We start from the raw sequence: 19,430 nt of genomic DNA, 5'->3' as shown, positions 1-19,430 counted from the left end.
AGGACTGGTTGCACTATGAACATCACGGTCTTCTGTTCGGCGAACCTGCTCGATGCCAAGTACACCGCTCCGGCGGCGGAGTTCGCCCGGCTGCTCGGGGCCGGTGGGCACACGCTGGTGTGGGGCGGGTCGCACACCGGGCTGATGGGGCTGCTGGCCGACGAGGTGCAGCAGGCCGGGGGGCGGCTGGTCGGGATCTCGGTGGAGTTCCTGCGGCACAAGGCGTACGAAGGCGCCGACGAGCTGGTGGTGACGCCGGACCTGGCGACCCGGAAGGCCGAACTGCTGGCGCGCGGAGACGCGTTGGTGGTGCTGGTCGGCGGGCTCGGGACGCTGGACGAAGTCACCGAGGTGCTGGAGCTGAAGAAGCACGGCCACCACGACAAGCCGGTGGTGCTGCTCGACACCGAGGGCTTCTACGACGGGATGCGGACCCAGCTCGAACGGATGGACCGCGACGGCTTCCTGCCGCGCCCGCTCGCCGAGCTGGTGTCCTTCGCGCAGACTCCCGCCGAAGCCCTCGCCCTCGCGACCGTCCAGCAGAACTGAGGAATCCCATGGGTGCCCACCTGATCACCGGCGCCGGCTCCGGCATCGGCTCCGCCGTCGCCGACCTCCTCACCGCCCGCGGCGAGGAGGTCTGGCTGCTCGCCCGCGACGCCCGCCGCGCCGCGCAGCTGCGCGAGCGCTACCCGGACGCGCGGACCCTGGCCGGCAACCTCGACGACCCGGCCAAGCTGTCCTGGGCGTTCGGCCACCAGGCGCTGCCCGTCGAACTCGACTCGCTGCTGCACATCGCCGGCGTCGTCGAACTCGGCACCATCGGCGAGACCCCCGTCAAGGCGTGGCAGCAGCAGCTGAACGTCAACACCGTCGCCCCCGCCGAGATCACCCGCCTGCTGCTCCCCTCGCTGCGGCTCGCCCGCGGCCACGTGGTCTTCGTCAACTCCGGCGCCGGGCTGCGCGCCGACCCGACCTGGGGCTCGTACGCCGCGAGCAAGTTCGCGACCCGGGCGCTCGCCGACGCGCTGCGACAGGAGGAGCACGCCCACGGCGTCCGGGTCACCTCGGTCTACCCCGGCCGGACCGCCACCGCGATGCAAGTGAAGGTGCACCAGCAGGAGGGCAAGGAGTACGACCCGTCGAAGTGGATCGCCCCGGAATCGGTCGCCACCGCGATCCTCGCCGCACTCGACCTGCCGCGCGACGCGGAGATCACCGAGATCACGGTCCGCCCCGGCCAGTAGAGCGGTCAGCCCAGGCGGTGGCGGAGCCAGGTCAGGCCGTGGGTGCTGAGCGCGTCCCACTGCCGGCCCGGGGCTTCGACGGCGCGCAGGGTCCACAGCCCGGTGAGGGCAGCGCCGAAGGCCGTCACGGAGCGCGGGGGCGCCTCCCGCCACATGGAGACGGTGTCGGCCCACCGCTCGGCGCCCGTCGGGGGGTGTCCGGCCGCGATCAGCCGGACAACCAGGTAGGCCGTGTCGACCCAGGCCGCGCCGGGAGCGGGGAACGCCCAGTCGACGACCTGCACGGCGGTGCCCTCGACGAGGAGGTTGGGGCCGGTCAGGTCGGTGTGGACGAGGGTCTTGCCGTCGATCAGTCCGGGTGCGTCACGCTCCGCGAGGGTCAGCGCGTCCAGGTGCTCGACGGTCCATGGGTCCAGCCGGTTCCGGTGCCGGTCGCCGAGCGTGTGCCAGAAGTCCTGGCCGGACCACCGGTCGGCGAGCCGCAGAGTACGTAGCGGCGGAGCCGGGGTCAGCGTCTCGGCGAGGGTCTCCAGTGTTCGGGCGACCAGCGGCAGATCGGCCGATCCGGGGGACAGGTCTGCGTGCCGCCCGGGCGCGCGTTCGAACCCGAGGGCCAGCCACCCGGCGGCCTCGACCGTCCACAGCAGGCGGGGGCCAATGCTGGGCGGGAGGACGGCGTTGACGGCCGATTCCAGGCGGTGCATCCACGCCTTGGCGTTGTCCGCCCGGACTGCTTTGCAGAACACCGGCCCGCCGGCCGTGTCCAGGAGCGCGGAGAAGTCGGAGACAGTCCCGGCGGCCGGCGGCGTTGCGTGGGCAACAGGCCCGGTCCGTTCCTCGATTCCGGTCCGCAGTTCGGGCGGCAGGTTGTGCCAGGCGTGGCCCATGGGAGTCCTCAGGGGTCGGGCCCGCCCCGGCTCAAGTCGCGAGCGGGGCGGGCCGGTCGTTTCTAAGAAGAAATCTCATTTGGAGAGTCTTCGGGAACAGATGAGGGATGCGGCGATGCTGGCGAAGGCGGCGAAATGGTCGGCCTTGCGTTCGTAGCGGCGGTGGAGTCGGCGGAAGCCGCCGAACCAGGCGACGGTGCGCTCGATCACCCATCGGTGCCGGCCGAGACGTTGGGAGGATTCGATGCCTCGGCGGGCGATGCGGGCCGGGATCTGGCGTCGGCGCAGGTACGAGCGGATGAAGCGGTGGTCGTAGGCCTTGTCTGCGTGCAGCTTGCCGGGCCTGCGGCGCCTGGGGCCGCGCCGCGAGCGGATCGGCGGGACGGCGTCGACGAGTGGGATCAGGGCCTGACTGTCGTGGACGTTGGCCCCGGAGATCGCGAGCGACAGGGGCAAACCGGTGCGTTCGGTGAGCAGGTGGATCTTCGACCCGTACTTGCCCCGATCGACAGGATTCGGACCTGTCAGCTCCCCCTTTTCAGGGCCCTCATGTTCACCGAGTCGACCGCGCACCGGGACCAGTCCAGCGCGCCCCGCGAACCGAGTTCGTCCAGGACGACGCGGTGGAGCTTGGCCCACACCCGGGCCTTGCTCCACTCGCTGAAGCGACGGTGGGCGGTGGGCCCGGACGGGCCGAAGCAGGGCGGCAACTGGGCCCACGTGCACCCCGAGGTGGCGACGAACACGATCGCCGCCAACACCTCACGATCCCCGTGCCGCCGCCGACCTCCGCCCTGTGGCCGTACCGGAGCATCCGGCACCACCAACTGGAACAGCTCCCACAACTCGTCCGGCACCAGACGCTCCACGATCAGCACGCCCGAAGTCTACTCAACCTTCCAAATGAGATGACTTCTAACTGCTGTGGCAACCGCGGTGGCACTGGCTGCAACTGCCGCTCCCGCTGGTGTCGCTGCCGTCGCCCCCACTGCCCTCGGAGCAGTCGGCGGACATGGCCCACAGTTCGCCGTCCACGGCGAAGCCGCTGGCCTCGATGACGGCCACCGTGGCGGCGATGGGCACAGCCTTGGCCGAGTCGTTCGGGCCGTCGGAAGGGACGTGGTGGAGGAAACGTCCGGCCAAGGACTCGCAGAACTCCGCGTAGTCCACCGTGTGCAGGACGAACGTGTGCCAGCCCACATCCACCAGCCCCGAGGGGGACAGGCCGGCGTCGGGGTTGACGGCGCACGCTCCGAGGAAGGCAAGGGCCTGGTCCATGACGCGCTCGGCGAGCGCCCGGTCCATGTCCTCGTCCTTGACGATTCGAGCGGCCAGTCGCCCGAACAGTGCCGGTTCCACCAGGGACCGGCCGGAAATCCGTTCCGTGCTGATCGAGGTCATGCAGATCCTCCTGGCTCTGAGTCCCGACCCAACTCGTTTTGTTGGGAAGGGATTTGGCTGACTGCCGCAAATCGGTCGCAGGCGCGGCTCGGGTGGCGCGTCGACGGCAGGAGGTGTGGCGTGCGGGGCCCGGTCCCGATTCCTCGGCTGTTCGCTGCCATGAGCCCACTCCTCTCCGTGACCGCACGAAGAGGCTCCCGTGATCGGGAGGCGGCCGACAGGGACGTTCCGTCCCAGTTCTGCGGCGTTAACCTGCGACGCCGAGGATCGTCGCCAACTTCCGCAGACCCGGCGGCCTGGCCGGGCCGGCCCACAGGTCGGCGACGACGGAGACCGCCAGCGTGTGGTGTCGCAACCAACCCGGTGCGGCCCGTTGCAGTTTCTCCAGCGACGCCACCGCTCCCGCAGCATCGCCCAGGTCGGTGTAGGCCCGTGCCACGTCCAGGAGCAGCCACGTTCGCCACGACAAAGGCGTGTCGGCGCTGAGCCGGGTTGTGCGGGCCAGGGCCAGTGCCTCCTCGGGGCGGGCGTGTTGGACCGCCAGCCGCACTCGTTCGATCCGGACGGACGAACGGCTGAACACACTCACCATGCGGCCGTCGGCGGGGGCCGCCATGCGTGCGAGGCGGGCCGTTGCCTTCTCGGCCGTGAGCATCATGTCGGCCGCACCGTCGTAGTCACCGCCGCGGGCGGTGCTGGTCGCTGCCGACATCACCAGGCCGCCCCATACCCGCAGGCTTTCCGCGCTCGCCACATGCTCCCGTTCCACGGTCTCGGCAGCGCGGACGGCCAAGCCCTGAGCATCGTCGAGCCGGTTCTGCCGCTGATAGGCCCACGCCACCGAGTTGCAGACCATGCCTGACAACAGTGGGTCCTCCGAGGCGTCGGCGGCAGCGATCGCCCGCTCCAGGCTGGAGAGGCCGAGATCCGTCTTCCCCAAACGGATGGAGAGGTGCCCGCCCAGTTGCAGCGCCTTGCCGAGGGCGTGCTGCCCTTGCCGCCGACTGTCGCCCGGCCCGACAGCGGCAGCCAGCCTGGCATCGGCGACGATCTCAGGAAGAACTGCCATCACCCGACCGAAGTCCGCACGGTGGTAGAGGCTCCACGCCTCCGCGATCTCGGCCCGCAGCATCGGCAGCGAGAGGCGATCGGCACCGTCCGCCGGAACCGGAGGTGCGAACAGCGGCGGCATGATCGCCCGTCGCACGGCGACCAGTTCGGGCGGTTCGGCGTCACCTGTCGACGGCACCGCCGGAGGATCGCCGAGAAGTGCGGTCAGCTCCACGTTCAGACCCCGGGCCAGGGCGTGGAGTGTGGGCAGGCGCGCCGAGTGTTTGCGTTGTTGCTCCAACTTCCGCACCACATCGACGGATACGCCGGATGCCTCGGCCAAGCCCTCTTGCGTCAGCTCCGCCAGGCGGCGCAGGTGTGCCAGCCGGTCCCCAAGGTGATCGCTCGCCATGCGTGCGACAGTACGCCGCTGCACGGTGCCCAACCAGAACGGCCGGCAGGCGGTCATGACCCGCCGCACTCGACCTGCCGCGCGACGCGGAGATCACCGAAATCACGGTCCGCCCCGGCCAGTAGCCGGGGGCCCGGGCCTGCGGTCCACTGGAGGGGCGGGGGCCGGCGTCGCGGCCCCACCGGGTGAGGAGCGCGGTCGCATGCCGGTGATCAGGGTGAACGGGGTCGGGCTCTACTACGAGCTGGCGGGGGCCGGGGATCCGCTGGTGCTGGTCCACGGGTCCTGGAGCGACCACGGGACGTGGGCCGCCGTGCTGCCCGCGCTCGCCGAGCGGTACCGGGTGCTGGTCTACGACCGGCGAGGGCACAGCCGGAGCGAACGCCCCGCGGGGCAGGGGACGCGGACCGAGGACGAGCAGGATCTCGCCGCGCTGACGGAGGCGCTCGACCTGGCGCCGACGCACGTGGTGGGCAGCTCCTTCGGAGGCTCGACGGCGCTGGGGTTGGCGGCGCGGCGCCCCGAGCTGTTCCGGAGCATCGCGGTGCACGAGCCTCCGCTGATGGGGATCGTGGGGGAGGACCCCGATCTGGAACCCCTGGTGCGGGCGATGGCGGAGAAGCTGGAGTCCGTGTTCGCGCACCTGCGCGCGGGCGAGGACCTCGCGGGCGCGCGGCAGTTCGTCGAGGAGGTCGCCTTCGGGCCGGGCGTCTGGGACCAGCTCCCGGAAGAGCTCCGGGAGACCGTTCTCGCCAACGCCCCCACCTTCCTCGACGAACAGGCAGACCCTGGTTGGTCGTTCGTCGATCTCGCCGGACTGTCCGGCTACCCCGGCCCCGCCCTGCTGACCAACGGCACCGAGAGCCCGCCGTGGTTCGCGGCGATCATCTCCCGCCTCGCCGAGACCCTGCCCCGGGCCGAGGTCGCGACCTTCCGGGGCGCCGGCCACGTCCCGCACGTGTCGCACCCCGAGGAGTACGTGCGCAGTCTGACCGGCTTCCTCGATGCCGCCTGAGGGCAACGCTGCGTAGGCTCTGTCCCGTGACTGACGTGGACGTTTTCGGAGAGCTGGCCGGGGCCGCAACCGGGGTGGGGTCGATGCCCGGCGGGGATGTGCGGGACATGGTCCGGGGGGTGATGGCCGAGCTGGAACAGCTGCCGCACCTGCCGGAGCTGCCCGGGCGCGGGCCCGGGGCCGACATGATCGGGCGGGGTGCGGGGCTGCTGACCGAGCTGTTCGTGCAGACCGAGCCGAGCGGGTGGCGCTTCACCGACCACCCGGGGCGGGACACCAAGCGGGCCCGGTCCTGGCTGGGGGAGGACCTGGACGCGCTGGAGGAGTACACCCAGGGCTACCGGGGACTGCTGAAGATCCAGGCCGTCGGACCGTGGACGCTCGCCGGGACGATCGAGCTCAGGCACGGCGAGAAGGCGCTCAGCGACGCGGGCGCCTGCCGGGACATCGCGGATTCGCTGACCGAGGGCCTGCGCCGCCACCTGGAGGACGTCCGCCGCCGGGTGCCGGGAGCGACGATCGTGCTGCAGCTGGACGAGCCGCTGCTGCCCGCCGTCCTCGCCGGCTCGGTGAAGACCGCCAGCGGGTTCCAGCGGCTGCGCGCCGTCGACCGCCAGCGCGCCGAGCAGACGCTGCGCGAGGTGATCCGCGGCGTGGACACGCCCGTGGTGGTGCACAGTTGTGCGCCGAAGGTGCCGATCCCGCTGCTGCGCCGGGCCGGAGTGGCCGGCATCAGCCTGGACTTCGCTCTCCTGACGGAGCGTGACGACGACGACCTGGGCGAGGCGGTCGAGGGCGGGACGCTGATCCTCGCCGGTGTGGTGCCGTCCGGCGACGTCACTGCGGTTCAATCAAATGCAGTGTCGGACCCGGCCGGTAGTGTCCAGGGCGTCAGGACGTTGTGGCGCAGGCTGGGGCTGGCCCCGGAGCTCCTGGGCCGCCGGGTCGTGGTGACGCCGACGTGCGGGCTGGCGGGGGCGTCCCCGGCGTATGCCCGGCGGGCGTTGGCACAGGCCGTGAAGGCGGCGCGGAGCCTGGTGGACAACCCGGAGTGACGAGCGAGGAGGGCCCGGTGGCGGCTGCGGTGGAGGGCTGGGAGGACATCCCGGCGGAGGTGCGGACCCGGCACGCCGAACTGGCGACCGAGATCGAGGAGCACCGTTCCCGGTACTACGAGCTGGACGCGCCGACCGTCAGCGACGCCGAATTCGACCGTCTGATGCGCGAGTTGGAGGCGATGGAGGCCGAGCACCCGGCCCTGGTGACGCCCGACTCGCCGACCCAGAAGGTCGGCGGCGCGCCGACCGTGCTGTTCGCGCCGGTTGAGCACCGGGAGCGGCTGCTCAGCCTGGACAACGCGATGGACGCCGACGAACTCGCCGCCTGGGCCGAGCGCGTCGCCACCGAGCTCTCCGGCATCGACTACCACTACCTGTGCGAGCTGAAGGTCGACGGCCTGGCCGTCAACCTGACGTACGAGAACGGCGTGCTGGTGCAGGCCGCCACCCGCGGCGACGGCCGGGTCGGCGAGGACATCACCGCCAACGTCCGCACCATCAAGGAGATCCCGCACCGGCTCAAGGGCGACGACATCCCGGCGCTGGTGGAGATCCGCGGCGAGGTGTACTTCCCCACCGAGGAGTTCGACGCGCTGAACGCCTCCTTCGCCGAGGAGAACGAGCGCCGCCGGCAGGAGAACCAGGAGCGCGCCGAGGAGGGCAAGCGGCCGCGGGCGATGATCCGGCTGTTCATGAACCCCCGCAACGCCGCCGCCGGTTCGCTCCGCCAGAAGGACCCGCTGGTCACCGCCTCCCGCCCGCTGCGGATGGTGGTGCACGGCATCGGCGCCCGGGTCGGCTTCGACATCGACTGCCAGTCGCACGCCTACCGGCTGCTGCACGACTGGGGCCTGCCGACGGCCAAGCACAACAAGGTGGTCGGCTCGCTCGACGAAGTGCGGGCGTTCATCGCGTACTTCGGCGAGCAGCGGCACTCCGTCGAGCACGAGATCGACGGCGTGGTCGTCAAGGTCGACGAGATCGCCCTGCAGGGCCGGCTCGGTTCGACCTCCAAGTCGCCGCGTTGGGCGATCGCCTGGAAGTACCCGCCGGAGGAGGTCACCGGCAAGCTCGCCGAGATCAAGATCGGCATCGGCCGCACCGGCCGCGCCACCCCGTACGCGGTGCTGGCCGAGCCGGTGAAGGTGGCCGGCTCGATGGTGCAGTACGCGACGCTGCACAACCAGCAGATCGTCAAGGCCAAGGACGTGCTGCTCGGCGACACCATCGTGCTGCGCAAGGCCGGCGACGTGATCCCGGAGATCCTCGGCCCGGTCTACGACCTGCGCGACGGCACCGAGCGGGCGTTCGAGATGCCCACCCACTGCCCGGAGTGCGGCGGAGAGCTGCGCCCGATGTCCGAGGGCGACATCGACCTGCGCTGCCCGAACGCCCAGCACTGCCCGGCGCAGATCCGCGAGCGGATCGCGTTCCTCGGCGGCCGCCAGTGCCTGGACATCGAGGGCCTGGGCTACGTCGCGGCCACCGCGCTCACCCAGCCGCTGGAACCCGCCGACCCGCCGGTCAAGGACGAGGGCGACATCTTCGACCTGACCGAGGACCAGCTGCTGCCGATCAAGGTGCTGGTGCGCGACCCGAAGACCGGCATGCCCAAGCTGGACGACAAGACCGGCAAGGAGAAGAAGGTGTCCTTCTTCGCCACCACCGCCGGCGCCCCGAAGAAGAACACCGGCGTGCTGCTGGACAACCTGCGCGCCGCCAGGGACCGCCCGCTGTGGCGGTTCCTGAACGGCCTGTCGATCCGTCACGTCGGCCCGGTCGCCGCGCAGGAGCTGGCCCGCGAATTCCGCGACCTGGACCGGATCTTCGCCGCCGACGAGACCGAACTCGCCGCCGTCGAGGGCGTCGGGCCGACCATCGCCCGGGCCATCAAGGAGTGGCACGCCGAGGAGTGGCACCGCGAGATCCTCCGCAAGTGGCGCGACGCGGGCGTGCAGTTCACCGAGGAGGCCGGCGAGGAGCCGGGCGAACGCCCGCTGGAGGGGCTGACGGTGGTGGTCACCGGCACCCTCGCCGGGCACACCCGGGACGGCGCGAAGGAGGCGCTGACCTCGCGCGGCGCGAAGGTGACCGGATCGGTGTCGAAGAAGACCCACTTCGTGGTGGTCGGCGACAACCCCGGCGGTAAGTACGACAAAGCGGTGCAGCTCGGTGTCCCGGTGCTCGACGACGCCGGCTTCGAGGTGCTGCTGACGGAGGGCGCGGACGCCGCCCGGCGGCATCTGGGACTGGCCGTCGAGGGCGAGGGCAGCGGCGAGGACGGCAGCGAGGGCGGCGGCGACGCGGGCGGCTCGGCCGGTGGGGAAAATGCCGGAGAAGTACCGGAGGAGCAGGTTTCCTGACAGGTCGTTACCGTCCTGATGCCGGACCGGTCGGGTGTTCGAGAGTGAAATCGGGCATTGTGTCACTGAGCAGCGCGCGGATATGACGTCGCGCTCGGAGGTGACCGGAAAGTGCGCCCCTGCGGCGGACCCCGGCTTACCCTGGGCGCTACGAACTGTCAGCAGGAGTGTGTGGCACCGGTTCTGCCGGAGCCCCGGGGACACGCCCTCGTCTGACGTCCACCGGCACCCCGAGGAGAGGGGTGCCTCACCGTGAGGCGGCCCAGCGGGGGCGGGCCCGACGGAGGACTGGGCTTATGGATCGTACGACCGGCGGCGCGCCCACACGCCCGCCGCAGGGGATGGCGGGGGCGGTGCTGCTGTTCGGCGTCCTGCTGGCCGGCGCCGCGCCGCTGATCCCGTTGGCCGTCCTGGTGTACCGCTACGAACCCGAGCTGCTCCCGCTGTTCGCGGTTCCGCTGGCCGTACTGGTCGCCGCCTGGCGGATCGCCCGGGACCGCGCCAGGGACCAGCTCACCGACCCGCTCACCGACCTGCCCAACCGGCAGGCCCTGCTGATCGCCACCCAGGAGGCGCTGGCCGCGCACGAGGGCGAACCCGACTACAGCGTCGGTCTGATCCTGCTCGACCTGGACCGCTTCCGGTCGCTGAACGACGCCCTCGGGCACACCGCAGGCGACCGGCTGCTGGTGCACATCGCCCGCCGCCTGCACCGCGCGCTGCGCTCCGGCACCGGCCTGGTGCCGAACCAGGAGACCACCGTGCTGCCCCCGCAGGTGCGCCGCCGCAGCGAACGCCCGGTGGTCGCCCGGATGGGCGGCGACGAGTTCGCGGTGCTGCTCCCCGGCGTCGGCAGTCCCGAGCTGCTGGAGCGGATCGCGCAGGGGCTGATCGCCGAACTCGCCGCCCCGATCCGGCTGGACGGGCTGCTGCTGGTGCTGGAGGCCAGCGCCGGGGTCTGTGTGCACCCGACGCACGCGCAGGACGCAGAATCGCTTCTGCGCCGGGCGGACGTGGCGATGGGCCACGCCCAGCACAGCCGCAGCGGCGTCGAACTGTACGACGAGGCACGGGACTTGGACACGCCGTACCGGATCGGCCTGCTCGGCGACCTGCGGCGGGCGCTGGAGATGAACGAGGTCGCGCTGCACTACCAGCCGAAGGTCGCCTTCGACGGCCGGGTCGTGGGCCTGGAGGCGCTGGTGCGCTGGGAGCGGCCCGGACAGGGCCGGGTCGCCCCCGACGAGTTCATCAGCCTCGCCGAATCCTCCGGGCTGATGCCGCGGCTCACCGACTACGTCCTGGAGAGCGCCGTCGGCCAGATCGCCCGCTGGCGCAACCAGGGCCTGATGGTGCCGGTCGCCGTCAACGTCTCGCCGCGCGACGTCCTCAACCCCGGCTTCGCCGCCCGGGTCGCCGGCCACCTCACCCGCCACCAGGTCCCCGCCGAGGCGCTCCAACTGGAGATCACCGAGCGGCTGCTGCTCGACGACAGCCGGCGCGCCGCCGACACGCTGGCCGAACTGCGCCGCTACGGCGTGCGGATGTCACTGGACGACTTCGGCACCGGGCACTCCTCGCTGGTGCGGCTGCGCAGCCTTCCGGTCGGCGAGCTGAAGATCGACCGCTCGTTCGTCTCGCGGATGGTCGCCGACGACCACGACGCGGCGGTGGTGCGCTGCTCGGTGGAGCTGGCGCACTCGCTGGGGCTGACGGTGGTGGCCGAGGGCGTCGAGGACGACGAGACGTGGGAGCGCTTGCACGACCTCGGGGTCGACGCGGTGCAGGGGTGGCTGGTGTCGGCCGCGCTGCCCCCCGATCAGGCCACGGCGTGGCTGCAGGTGCGGCAGACCGGTGCCGCGCCGGTGGAGTCGCTGCCGCGATAACGCTTTCACGGGGTCCGCCCGGGGAGGAGATTCCGTCCTCGGGCGGACCTTTCCACGCCCGCGCGGTTGCGCGCGCGGGTCCCCGCGCCCCTGAAGGGGCACATAGGATGGCCCCCAAGACCAAAAAGGGACGGGTGTGCCCAAGGCCGCCCGGTCCACCAGAACTCACCTTTGAGGATCGCTGCATGCCTGGCATCACGCGCGAGGAGGTCGCCCACCTCGCCCGGCTGTCGCGTCTGGAGTTGCAGGCGGAGGAGTTGGACCACTTCGCCGAGCAGCTCGACGTGATCATCGGCGCGGTCGCCCGCGTTTCCGAGGTCGCGGGGCAGGACGTCCCGCCGACCTCCCACCCGCTCCCGCTGAGCAACGTCATGCGGGCGGACGAGGTGCGACAGTCGCTGACCCCGGAGCAGGCGCTGTCCGGCGCCCCGGCGAGTGAGGACCAGCGTTTCCGCGTGCCGCAGATCCTCGGGGAGGACTGACCGAGATGACCGACCTGATCAAGTACACGGCCGCCGAGACGGCCTCCGCGATCGCCAAGGGCGAGGTCTCGGCCGTCGAGGTCGCGCAGGCCCACCTGGACCGCATCAACGCCGTCGACAAGAAGGTCAACGCCTTCCTGCACGTCGACAGCGAGGGCGCGCTGGCCGCCGCCCGCAAGGTCGACGACAAGCGCGCCAAGGGCGAGCAGCTCAGCCCGCTGGCCGGCGTGCCGCTGGCGCTGAAGGACGTCTTCACCACCAAGGGCATCCCGACCACCTGTGGTTCGAAGATGCTCGAAGGCTGGATCCCGCCCTACGACGCCACCCTGACGCGGCGTCTGAAGGACGCGGACGTCGTCATCCTCGGCAAGACCAACATGGACGAGTTCGCGATGGGCTCCTCCACCGAGAACTCGGCGTACGGCCCGACCGGCAACCCGTGGGACCTCACCCGGATCCCCGGCGGCTCCGGCGGCGGCTCCGCGGCGGCGCTCGCCGCGTTCGAGGCCCCGCTGGCCATCGGCACCGACACCGGCGGCTCGATCCGCCAGCCCGGCGCCGTCACCGGCACCGTCGGCGTCAAGCCGACCTACGGTTCGGTGTCCCGCTACGGCCTGGTCGCCTTCTCGTCCTCGCTCGACCAGGGCGGCCCGTGCGCCCGCACCGTGCTGGACGCGGCGCTGCTGCACGAGGCCATCGCCGGCCACGACCCGCTGGACTCCACCTCGATCGACGCGCCGGTCCCGGCCGTGGTCGAGGCCGCGAAGATGCGCGACATCCGCGGCATGCGGATCGGCATCGTCAAGGAGTTCGCGGGCGAGGGCTACCAGGCCGGCGTCATGCAGCGCTTCAACGAGTCGGTGGAGCTGCTGCGCGAGCTGGGCGCCGAGGTCGTCGAGGTCTCCTGCCCGTCGTTCACGCTGGCGCTGCCCGCGTACTACCTGATCGCGCCGTCCGAGTGCTCCTCGAACCTCGCCCGGTTCGACGCCATGCGCTACGGCCTGCGGGTCGGCGACGACGGCACCCGCTCCGCCGAGCAGGTCACCGCGCTGACCCGCGAGGCCGGCTTCGGCGACGAGGTCAAGCGCCGCATCATCCTAGGCACCTACGCGCTGTCCTCGGGCTACTACGACGCCTACTACGGCTCGGCGCAGAAGGTCCGGACGCTGATCTCCCGGGACTTCGACGCCGCGTTCGCCGGCGTGGACGTGCTGATCTCCCCGACCACGCCGACCACCGCGTTCCCGATCGGCGAGCGGGCGGACGACCCGATGGCGATGTACCTCGCCGACCTGTGCACCATTCCCTCGAACCTGGCGGGCAACGCGGCCATGTCGCTGCCCTGCGGTCTCGCCCCGGAGGACAATCTCCCGGTCGGCCTGCAGATCATCGCCCCCGCGATGGCGGACGACCGCCTCTACCGCGTGGGCGGCGCCGTCGAGGCCGCGCTCAACGACAAGTGGGGTCACACCCTGCTGGAGGAGGCACCGGCACTGTGAGCAAGATCGAGAAGGCCAAGGGCTGGAAGCACTCGAAGCCCGGCCTGTGGCTGTCCATCGGCACCGGCGCGTTCGGGGCGATCTCCATCGCCAAGGACATCCGCGGCGCCCGTGAGGACAACGACACCCTCAAGCTGATCAACGCCCTGGTCGGCGCCGCCGCCCTGGTCACCGGCACCGCGCTCCTCGTCCGCGAGCTCAAGCGGCTCGGCGACGACGACGTCCTGCTCGGCTGAACCTCCCATGACTGAAGAAGGGACGCTGTGAGCGTCATGAGCCTGGTCTCCTACGAGGAGGCACTCGCCTCGTACGACCCGGTGATGGGCCTTGAGGTCCACGTCGAGCTGGGTACCAAGACCAAGATGTTCTGCGGCTGCTCCACCGAGCTGGGCGCGGAACCGAACTCGCAGACCTGCCCGACCTGCCTCGGCCTGCCCGGCTCGCTGCCGGTGGTCAACGCGGTCGGCGTGGAGTCCGCGATCCGGATCGGTCTCGCGCTGAACTGCGAGATCGCGGAGTGGTGCCGGTTCGCCCGGAAGAACTACTTCTACCCGGACATGCCGAAGAACTTCCAGACCAGCCAGTACGACGAGCCGATCGCCTTCAACGGCTACCTCGACGTGCAGCTGGAGGACGGCGAGGTCTTCCGGGTGGAGATCGAGCGCGCCCACATGGAGGAGGACACCGGCAAGTCCACCCACATCGGCGGCGCCACCGGCCGCATCCACGGCGCCGAGTACTCGCTGCTCGACTACAACCGGGCCGGCATCCCGCTGATCGAGATCGTCACCAAGCCGATCGAGGGCGCGGGCCACCGGGCCCCCGAGGTCGCCAAGGCGTACGTCGCCGAGCTGCGCGAGCTGATCAAGGCGCTGGGCGTCTCCGAGGCCCGGATGGACAAGGGCCAGATGCGCTGCGACGTCAACCTGTCGCTGCGCCCCAACGGCACCGAGAAGTTCGGCACCCGCAGCGAGACCAAGAACGTCAACTCGCTGCGCAGCGTCGAGCGGGCCGCCCGGTTCGAGATCATGCGGCACGCCACCGTCCTCACCGACGGCGGGACGATCATCCAGGAGACCCGCCACTTCCACGAGGAGGACGGCTCCACCACCTCCGGCCGGATCAAGGACAACGCCGAGGACTACCGGTACTTCCCGGAGCCCGACCTCGTCCCCGTCGCCCCCGCCCGCGAGTGGGTCGAGGAGCTGCGCGCCGGTCTGCCGGAGCTGCCGCGGGTCCGCCGGGCCCGGCTGCAGGCCGAGTGGGGCCTGAACGACCAGGACATGCAGTCGGTGCTCAACGCCGGTGCGGTGGAGTCGATTTCGGAGACCATCGCGGCCGGCGCCCCCGCCGACCAGGCCCGCAAGTGGTGGATGGGCGAGCTGGCGCGGCGCGCCAACGAGACCGGCACCGAGCTGTCCGAGCAGCCGATCACCCCGGCCCAGGTGGCCCGGGTCTGCGCGTTGGTCGCCGAGGGCAAGCTGAACGACAAGCTGGCCCGCCAGGTCATCGAGGGCGTCCTCGCCGGCGAGGGCGAGCCGGACCAGGTCGTCGAGAAGCGCGGCCTCGCCGTGGTCTCCGACGACTCGGCGCTCGGCGCGGCCGTCGACCAGGCGATCGCCGACAACCCCGACGTCGCCGCGAAGATCCGCGACGGCAAGGTGCAGGCGGTCGGCGCGCTGGTCGGCGCGGTCATGAAGGCCACCCGTGGCCAGGCCGACGCGGCGAAGGTGAAGGACCTGATCCTGGAGAAGCTGGCCTGAGTGTGCCGGTGCTCCGCACGGTGCCCGTCCCCGCGGTGGGGGCGGGCACCGTCGTTTTGAGAAGAGAAACCCCATGAGGATCCTGGTCACCGGCGGCGCGGGCTTCATCGGCTCGCACTACGTCCGGACGCTGCTCGCGGACGGCTACCCCGGCCTGCGCGGCGCCCGCGTCACCGTGCTGGACAAGCTGACGTACGCGGGCAACCGGGAGAACCTGCCGGCCTCCCACCCCCGGCTGGAGTTCGTGCACGGCGACATCGGCGACGCCGACCTGCTGCGCCGACTGACGCCCGGTCACGACGCCGTGGTGCACTTCGCCGCCGAGTCGCACGTGGACCGCTCGCTGGAGTCGGCCGCCGAGTTCGTCCGCACCAACGTCGGCGGCACCCAGAACGTCCTGGAGGCCGCGCTGCGCTCCGGCGTCGAGCGGGTGGTGCACGTCTCCACCGACGAGGTGTACGGCACCATCGACCAGGGCTCCTGGACCGAGGAGCGCCCGCTGCTGCCCAACTCCCCGTACGCCGCCTCCAAGGCCGGCGCCGACCTGCTCGCCCGCGCCTACTGGCGCAGCCACGGCCTGAACGTGTCGATCACCCGCTGCTCCAACAACTACGGCCCGTACCAGCACCCAGAGAAGCTCGTCCCGCTGTTCATCACCAACCTGCTGGAGGGCCTGCCGCTCCCGCTGTACGGCGAGGGCGCCAACATCCGCGAGTGGCTGCACGTGGACGACCACTGCCGGGCGATCCAACTGGTGCTCGACGGCGGCCGGGCCGGCGAGGTCTACAACGTGGGCGGCGGCAACGAGCGGACCAACCGGCAGATCACCGCACTCCTGCTGGACCACCTCGGCGCGGACTGGAGCGCGGTGCGCAAGGTCGCCGACCGCAAGGGCCACGACCTGCGGTACGCGCTGGACGAGACGAAGATCCGCGAGGAGCTCGGCTACCGGCCGCGGATCCCGTTCGAACAGGGACTGGCCGAGACCGTCGACTGGTACCGCGACAACCCGGGCTGGTGGAAGGCCGTCAAGCGGCGGGCGCACTGAGGGGCCGTCGGGAGAGGCGGGCCGGGTGGGCTCCGGCATCGCCACCGGCCAAGCCCCGTACGGTGATTGGCGTAGTCGGGGAGTGGTCCGCAGGGGGTCGCGCAGGGGGGTCGGTCTGGGCCGAACGGGCGACACCGTCGCGAAGGGCCCCCGCCCGACCTGCCAATCATTACGCTGAGTGGAGACAGCGTGCCGGTGCGTGACCGGATTGGTGTAGGGTCCGGAGCGGGAACACCGGTACGGCCATGGGCCGGAGGGGGAGATGTCGATTGAACTCCACCGAATCGGTGCCGCCTGCCCGCCCCGCCCTGCGCCGGCTGACGGCCGTGCTGCTCGCGGTGCTCTGCGCCGGCTACGCGGTGGGTGCCGGGTTCGGCTGGGGATCGTGCGAACTCGCCCTGGTGATGGGCGACTTCGGCCTCGCCGCAGCGGCCCTCGCGGCCGCCCTGTCCTGCCTCGCGCACGGCATCGCGGTCGGCGGCCACACCCGTCCGGCCTGGCTGCTGTTCGGCCTCTCCTCGGCGGTGGTGGCGTTCGGCAACGGCGTCTGGGGCTGGTACGAGGTGGTGCTCGGCCGACCGCTGCCGCCGGACTCCGCCGCCGACTACCCGTTCCTGCTGTTCGCCCCGCTCGCCATCACCGGCCTGCTGGTGCTCGCCCAGCGCCCGCGCAACCCGGCCGGCTGGCTCTGCCTGGTGCTGGACGCCTGGCTGGTGGCCGGCTCGCTGTTCACCCTCAGCTGGAGCCTGGCGCTCGGCCGGGTCGCCGCCGGCGACGGTGACGACCCGCTGAAGCTCGCCCTCGGCCTCGGCTACCCGGTGCTGGACATCCTGCTGGTCAGCCTGGTGGTCGGCCTCAACGTCCGTGGCCGGGACCGCAATCGGGCCGCCGTGCACACCGCGATGATCGGCCTCGCCGTCACCGTGGTGTGCGACGCGCTGTTCACCACCCCGCAGTTCCACAGCGACTACCACTCCGGCGAGTTGCTGGACGCCGGCTGGTTCGCCGGCTCCCTGCTGCTCGCCTGGGCCCCCTGGTCGCACACCCGCCGCCCCAGCCGCGAACACCCCTCCACCCAGGGCGTGCCGCGCCGCCGGGTCGCCTCCACCTTCAGCGCGCTGACGCCCTACGCCGCCGCCGCGGTCTGCACCGCCGGAATCCTCTACAACGCGCTCGGCGGCCGCCCGCTGGACCGGGTGATGCTCGCCGCCGCCAGCACCGTCGGACTGGCTCTGATCATCCGTCAGGGCGTCATGCTGCTCGACAACCTCTCGCTGGCCCAGGAACTCTCCACCAAGGAAGCCCACTTCCGCTCCCTGGTGCAGGGCTCCAGCGACGTCATCATGATCGCCGGGCCGTCCGGCGCGCTGTCCTACGTCAGCCCCGCCGCGCTGCGGGTCTACAACCGCGACCCGGAGGACCTGGTCGGCGGCAACCTGCTCAACCTGGTCCACCCCGAGGACGTCGACCGGGTGCTCGCCGAGGTGCGCCGCATCCTGGCCCGCGCCCGCGGCGCCCGGTTCCACAACGGCGAACCCTCCGCCCGGGTGGAGTGCCGGATCCGCTCCGGCGAGGGGGACTGGCTGCACGTCGAATCCACCGTCAACCCGTACCGCGACGGCCTGATCCTGAACAGCCGCGACATCACCGAACGGGTGCGCCTGCAGGCCCAGTTGCAGCACAACGCGTTCCACGACCCGCTCACCGACCTGCCCAACCGCGCACTGTTCGCGCACCGCGTCCGGGCCGCGCTCTCCGCGCAGGCCCCGGCCGGCACCGCCGTCGCCGTGCTCTTCCTCGACCTGGACGGCTTCAAGGCCGTCAACGACACCGCGGGCCACCAGGTCGGCGACGAACTCCTGGTCCAGGCCGCCCGCCGGCTGCAGACCGCCGTCCGCGCCGAGGACACCGTCGCCCGGTTCGGCGGCGACGAGTTCGCCGTCCTGGTCCGCGGCCGGCTCGGCCACCCGCAGGTCCGCGACCTCGCCGAACGCATCCGCGGCGCGCTCTCCGAGCCGTACTGGATCGCCGGCGGCGAACTCGGCGTCGCCGCCTCGATCGGCATCGCGTTCGGCCCCGACGCCCCGCTGCCCGTCCCCGAACTCCTCCCCGGCGAGGACGAGGACGCCCACGCCCGCACCGTCGAGAGCCGGGCCGCGGGCGCCGCCGACGAACTGCTGCGCAACGCCGACCTGGCGATGTACCAGGCCAAGTCGCGCGGCAAGGGCCGGGTGGTGCTCTACACCCCGGCGATGCGCGCCGAACTCGACCGGCGCGGCGAGTTGGAGGAACGGCTGCGCGCCGCCGTCCGCGAAGGCTCCTTCGCGCTGCTCCACCAGCCCGTGGTCGAACTGGTCGGCGGCCGGCTCACCGGCGTCGAGGCACAGGCCCGCTGGCGCTCCGCCGAAGGCATGCTGCTCACCCCCGCCGAGTTCCTGCGCACCGCCGACACCGGCGACGGCGCCACCCGGTTCGCCCGCTGGCTGGTCACCGAGGCGGTCGCCGCCGCCGCCCGCCGCCGCGCCGACGGCCCCGCCGCCCCACCCGTCCCGGTCACCGTCCGACTCGCCGCCGAACGGCTCTGCGCGCCCGGCATGTACGAGACCCTGGCCGGCGCGCTGCGCGACACCGAACTGCCGCCCGACCTGCTCGTCCTGGAGGTCTCCCGGATGGGCCCGGACGCGCTGGCCGACGAACTCGGCCGCCGGCTGGCCGCGTTCAGACGACTGGGGGTGTCCACCGCGCTCGCCGGATTCGGCACCGGCGGCGGCTCGCTCGGCGTGCTCGCCCGGATGCCGTTCGACGCGCTCAAACTCGACCGCAGCCTGGTCCAGGACATCGCCGACTCCACCCTCACCCGGGCGCTGGCCGGCCACGCCCTGCGGCTCGGCCGCGACCTCGGCCTGGTCACCGGCGCCGACGGCGTCGACCACCCCCGGCAGGTCGCCGTGCTCCAGGAACTCGGCTGCCGCCGCGGCCAGGGCCTGGCCTTCGACCGCCCGCTCGACGAACTGCGGCTGCGCCGCGCCCTGCTGCGCCGCGGCTACCCCGTCCCGCGCCCCGGCCAGGGCCACCCCGGCCGACGCCCGCTGCTCACCCCGGAACCGCGTTCGGGCGGCCTGGCGGAGGCCTCGGCGGGCCGCGCCGGACACCTCCACGGGGGCCTTGAGCTGCCACAACGGCATGCCGTCGGGGGTCCGATCGGCGGACCGAATGGTGAGACGTCGGTCCCACCAGCTTGACACCCACCGCCGCGTGGGAGGAAGGTCGGTGCCATGACCACCCGAATTCTCGTACTTGGCGGGCGCGTCGGCTGAAA

The 19,430-nt window shown here is 71.9% G+C and carries 16 protein-coding genes; 12 read left to right on the top strand and 4 right to left on the bottom strand.

Going from position 1 to position 19,430, the window contains the following annotated elements; genetic code table 11:
* Nucleotides 1-15 precede the first annotated feature (15 nt).
* Both AMK19_RS21105 and AMK19_RS21100 read left to right on the top strand, forming a co-directional pair.
* Complete coding sequence (locus AMK19_RS21105) at nucleotides 16-549, top strand: TIGR00730 family Rossman fold protein (protein ID WP_073814072.1); 534 nt, start codon at nucleotides 16-18, stop codon at nucleotides 547-549.
* Nucleotides 550-557: 8 nt separating this feature from the next.
* A complete protein-coding gene (locus AMK19_RS21100) occupies nucleotides 558-1,247 on the top strand; it encodes an SDR family oxidoreductase (protein WP_073814070.1) in 690 nt (229 codons plus the stop codon).
* A gap of 5 nt (nucleotides 1,248-1,252) precedes the next feature.
* On the opposite strand, the gene AMK19_RS21095 is transcribed toward AMK19_RS21100, so the two are convergent.
* The 4 genes from AMK19_RS21095 to AMK19_RS21075 all read right to left on the bottom strand — a co-directional run bounded on the left by AMK19_RS21095 (nucleotide 1,253) and on the right by AMK19_RS21075 (nucleotide 4,997).
* Nucleotides 1,253-2,134: a hypothetical protein gene (locus AMK19_RS21095; protein ID WP_073814068.1), complete on the bottom strand. Its 882-nt coding sequence runs from the start codon at nucleotides 2,132-2,134 to the stop codon at nucleotides 1,253-1,255.
* A gap of 75 nt (nucleotides 2,135-2,209) precedes the next feature.
* Nucleotides 2,210-3,006, bottom strand: a protein-coding gene (locus AMK19_RS35340; protein WP_143200331.1) for an IS5 family transposase whose coding sequence is annotated in 2 segments (ribosomal slippage) — nucleotides 2,210-2,670 and nucleotides 2,670-3,006 — 798 coding nt in all. Because the reading frame shifts where the segments join, the coding sequence is not laid out codon by codon here.
* A 43-nt stretch (nucleotides 3,007-3,049) separates the two neighbouring features.
* The gene (locus AMK19_RS21080; RefSeq protein WP_073814064.1) at nucleotides 3,050-3,535 is read right to left on the bottom strand and encodes a glycine-rich domain-containing protein; all 486 of its coding nucleotides are present in this window, start codon (nucleotides 3,533-3,535) and stop codon (nucleotides 3,050-3,052) included.
* 247 nt (nucleotides 3,536-3,782) lie between these two features.
* Nucleotides 3,783-4,997: a helix-turn-helix domain-containing protein gene (locus tag AMK19_RS21075; RefSeq protein WP_073814486.1), complete on the bottom strand. Its 1,215-nt coding sequence runs from the start codon at nucleotides 4,995-4,997 to the stop codon at nucleotides 3,783-3,785.
* A gap of 202 nt (nucleotides 4,998-5,199) precedes the next feature.
* Between AMK19_RS21075 and AMK19_RS21070 the strand changes: the two genes are divergently transcribed.
* From AMK19_RS21070 to AMK19_RS21025, 10 genes are all read left to right on the top strand, one after another.
* Nucleotides 5,200-6,012, top strand: coding sequence for an alpha/beta fold hydrolase (locus AMK19_RS21070; protein WP_073814061.1), 813 nt, complete (start codon nucleotides 5,200-5,202; stop codon nucleotides 6,010-6,012).
* Nucleotides 6,013-6,095: 83 nt separating this feature from the next.
* Nucleotides 6,096-7,067 carry a methionine synthase gene (locus tag AMK19_RS21065; protein ID WP_073814484.1) on the top strand — a complete coding sequence of 324 codons (972 nt, stop codon included), beginning with the start codon at nucleotides 6,096-6,098 and terminating at the stop codon, nucleotides 7,065-7,067.
* A complete protein-coding gene (ligA, locus tag AMK19_RS21060; RefSeq protein ID WP_241844504.1) occupies nucleotides 7,064-9,433 on the top strand; it encodes an NAD-dependent DNA ligase LigA in 2,370 nt (789 codons plus the stop codon). The genes AMK19_RS21065 and ligA overlap by 4 nt, the downstream gene beginning before the upstream one ends.
* A 296-nt stretch (nucleotides 9,434-9,729) precedes the next feature.
* Nucleotides 9,730-11,319 carry a putative bifunctional diguanylate cyclase/phosphodiesterase gene (locus AMK19_RS21055; RefSeq protein WP_083647157.1) on the top strand — a complete coding sequence of 530 codons (1,590 nt, stop codon included), beginning with the start codon at nucleotides 9,730-9,732 and terminating at the stop codon, nucleotides 11,317-11,319.
* 185 nt (nucleotides 11,320-11,504) lie between these two features.
* Nucleotides 11,505-11,801 carry an Asp-tRNA(Asn)/Glu-tRNA(Gln) amidotransferase subunit GatC gene (gatC, locus tag AMK19_RS21050; protein ID WP_035866399.1) on the top strand — a complete coding sequence of 99 codons (297 nt, stop codon included), beginning with the start codon at nucleotides 11,505-11,507 and terminating at the stop codon, nucleotides 11,799-11,801.
* A 5-nt stretch (nucleotides 11,802-11,806) separates the two neighbouring features.
* The gene (gene gatA / locus AMK19_RS21045) at nucleotides 11,807-13,300 is read left to right on the top strand and encodes an Asp-tRNA(Asn)/Glu-tRNA(Gln) amidotransferase subunit GatA (protein WP_073814057.1); all 1,494 of its coding nucleotides are present in this window, start codon (nucleotides 11,807-11,809) and stop codon (nucleotides 13,298-13,300) included.
* The gene (locus AMK19_RS21040; protein WP_073814055.1) at nucleotides 13,297-13,536 is read left to right on the top strand and encodes a hypothetical protein; all 240 of its coding nucleotides are present in this window, start codon (nucleotides 13,297-13,299) and stop codon (nucleotides 13,534-13,536) included. The genes gatA and AMK19_RS21040 overlap by 4 nt, the downstream gene beginning before the upstream one ends.
* A gap of 27 nt (nucleotides 13,537-13,563) precedes the next feature.
* Nucleotides 13,564-15,063: an Asp-tRNA(Asn)/Glu-tRNA(Gln) amidotransferase subunit GatB gene (gene gatB / locus AMK19_RS21035; protein WP_073814053.1), complete on the top strand. Its 1,500-nt coding sequence runs from the start codon at nucleotides 13,564-13,566 to the stop codon at nucleotides 15,061-15,063.
* A gap of 73 nt (nucleotides 15,064-15,136) precedes the next feature.
* Entirely contained in the window at nucleotides 15,137-16,111 is a 975-nt protein-coding gene (gene rfbB / locus AMK19_RS21030) for a dTDP-glucose 4,6-dehydratase (RefSeq protein ID WP_073814051.1), read from the top strand.
* Nucleotides 16,112-16,356: 245 nt separating this feature from the next.
* A complete protein-coding gene (locus AMK19_RS21025; protein ID WP_443135029.1) occupies nucleotides 16,357-19,353 on the top strand; it encodes a putative bifunctional diguanylate cyclase/phosphodiesterase in 2,997 nt (998 codons plus the stop codon).
* Nucleotides 19,354-19,430: the final 77 nt, after the last annotated feature.

The organism is Kitasatospora sp. CB01950 (assembly GCF_001905465.1).
GTDB lineage: Bacteria > Actinomycetota > Actinomycetes > Streptomycetales > Streptomycetaceae > Kitasatospora.
Note: the sequence above shows the minus strand (reverse complement) of the source record. Positions and strands in the feature narration are given on the sequence as shown.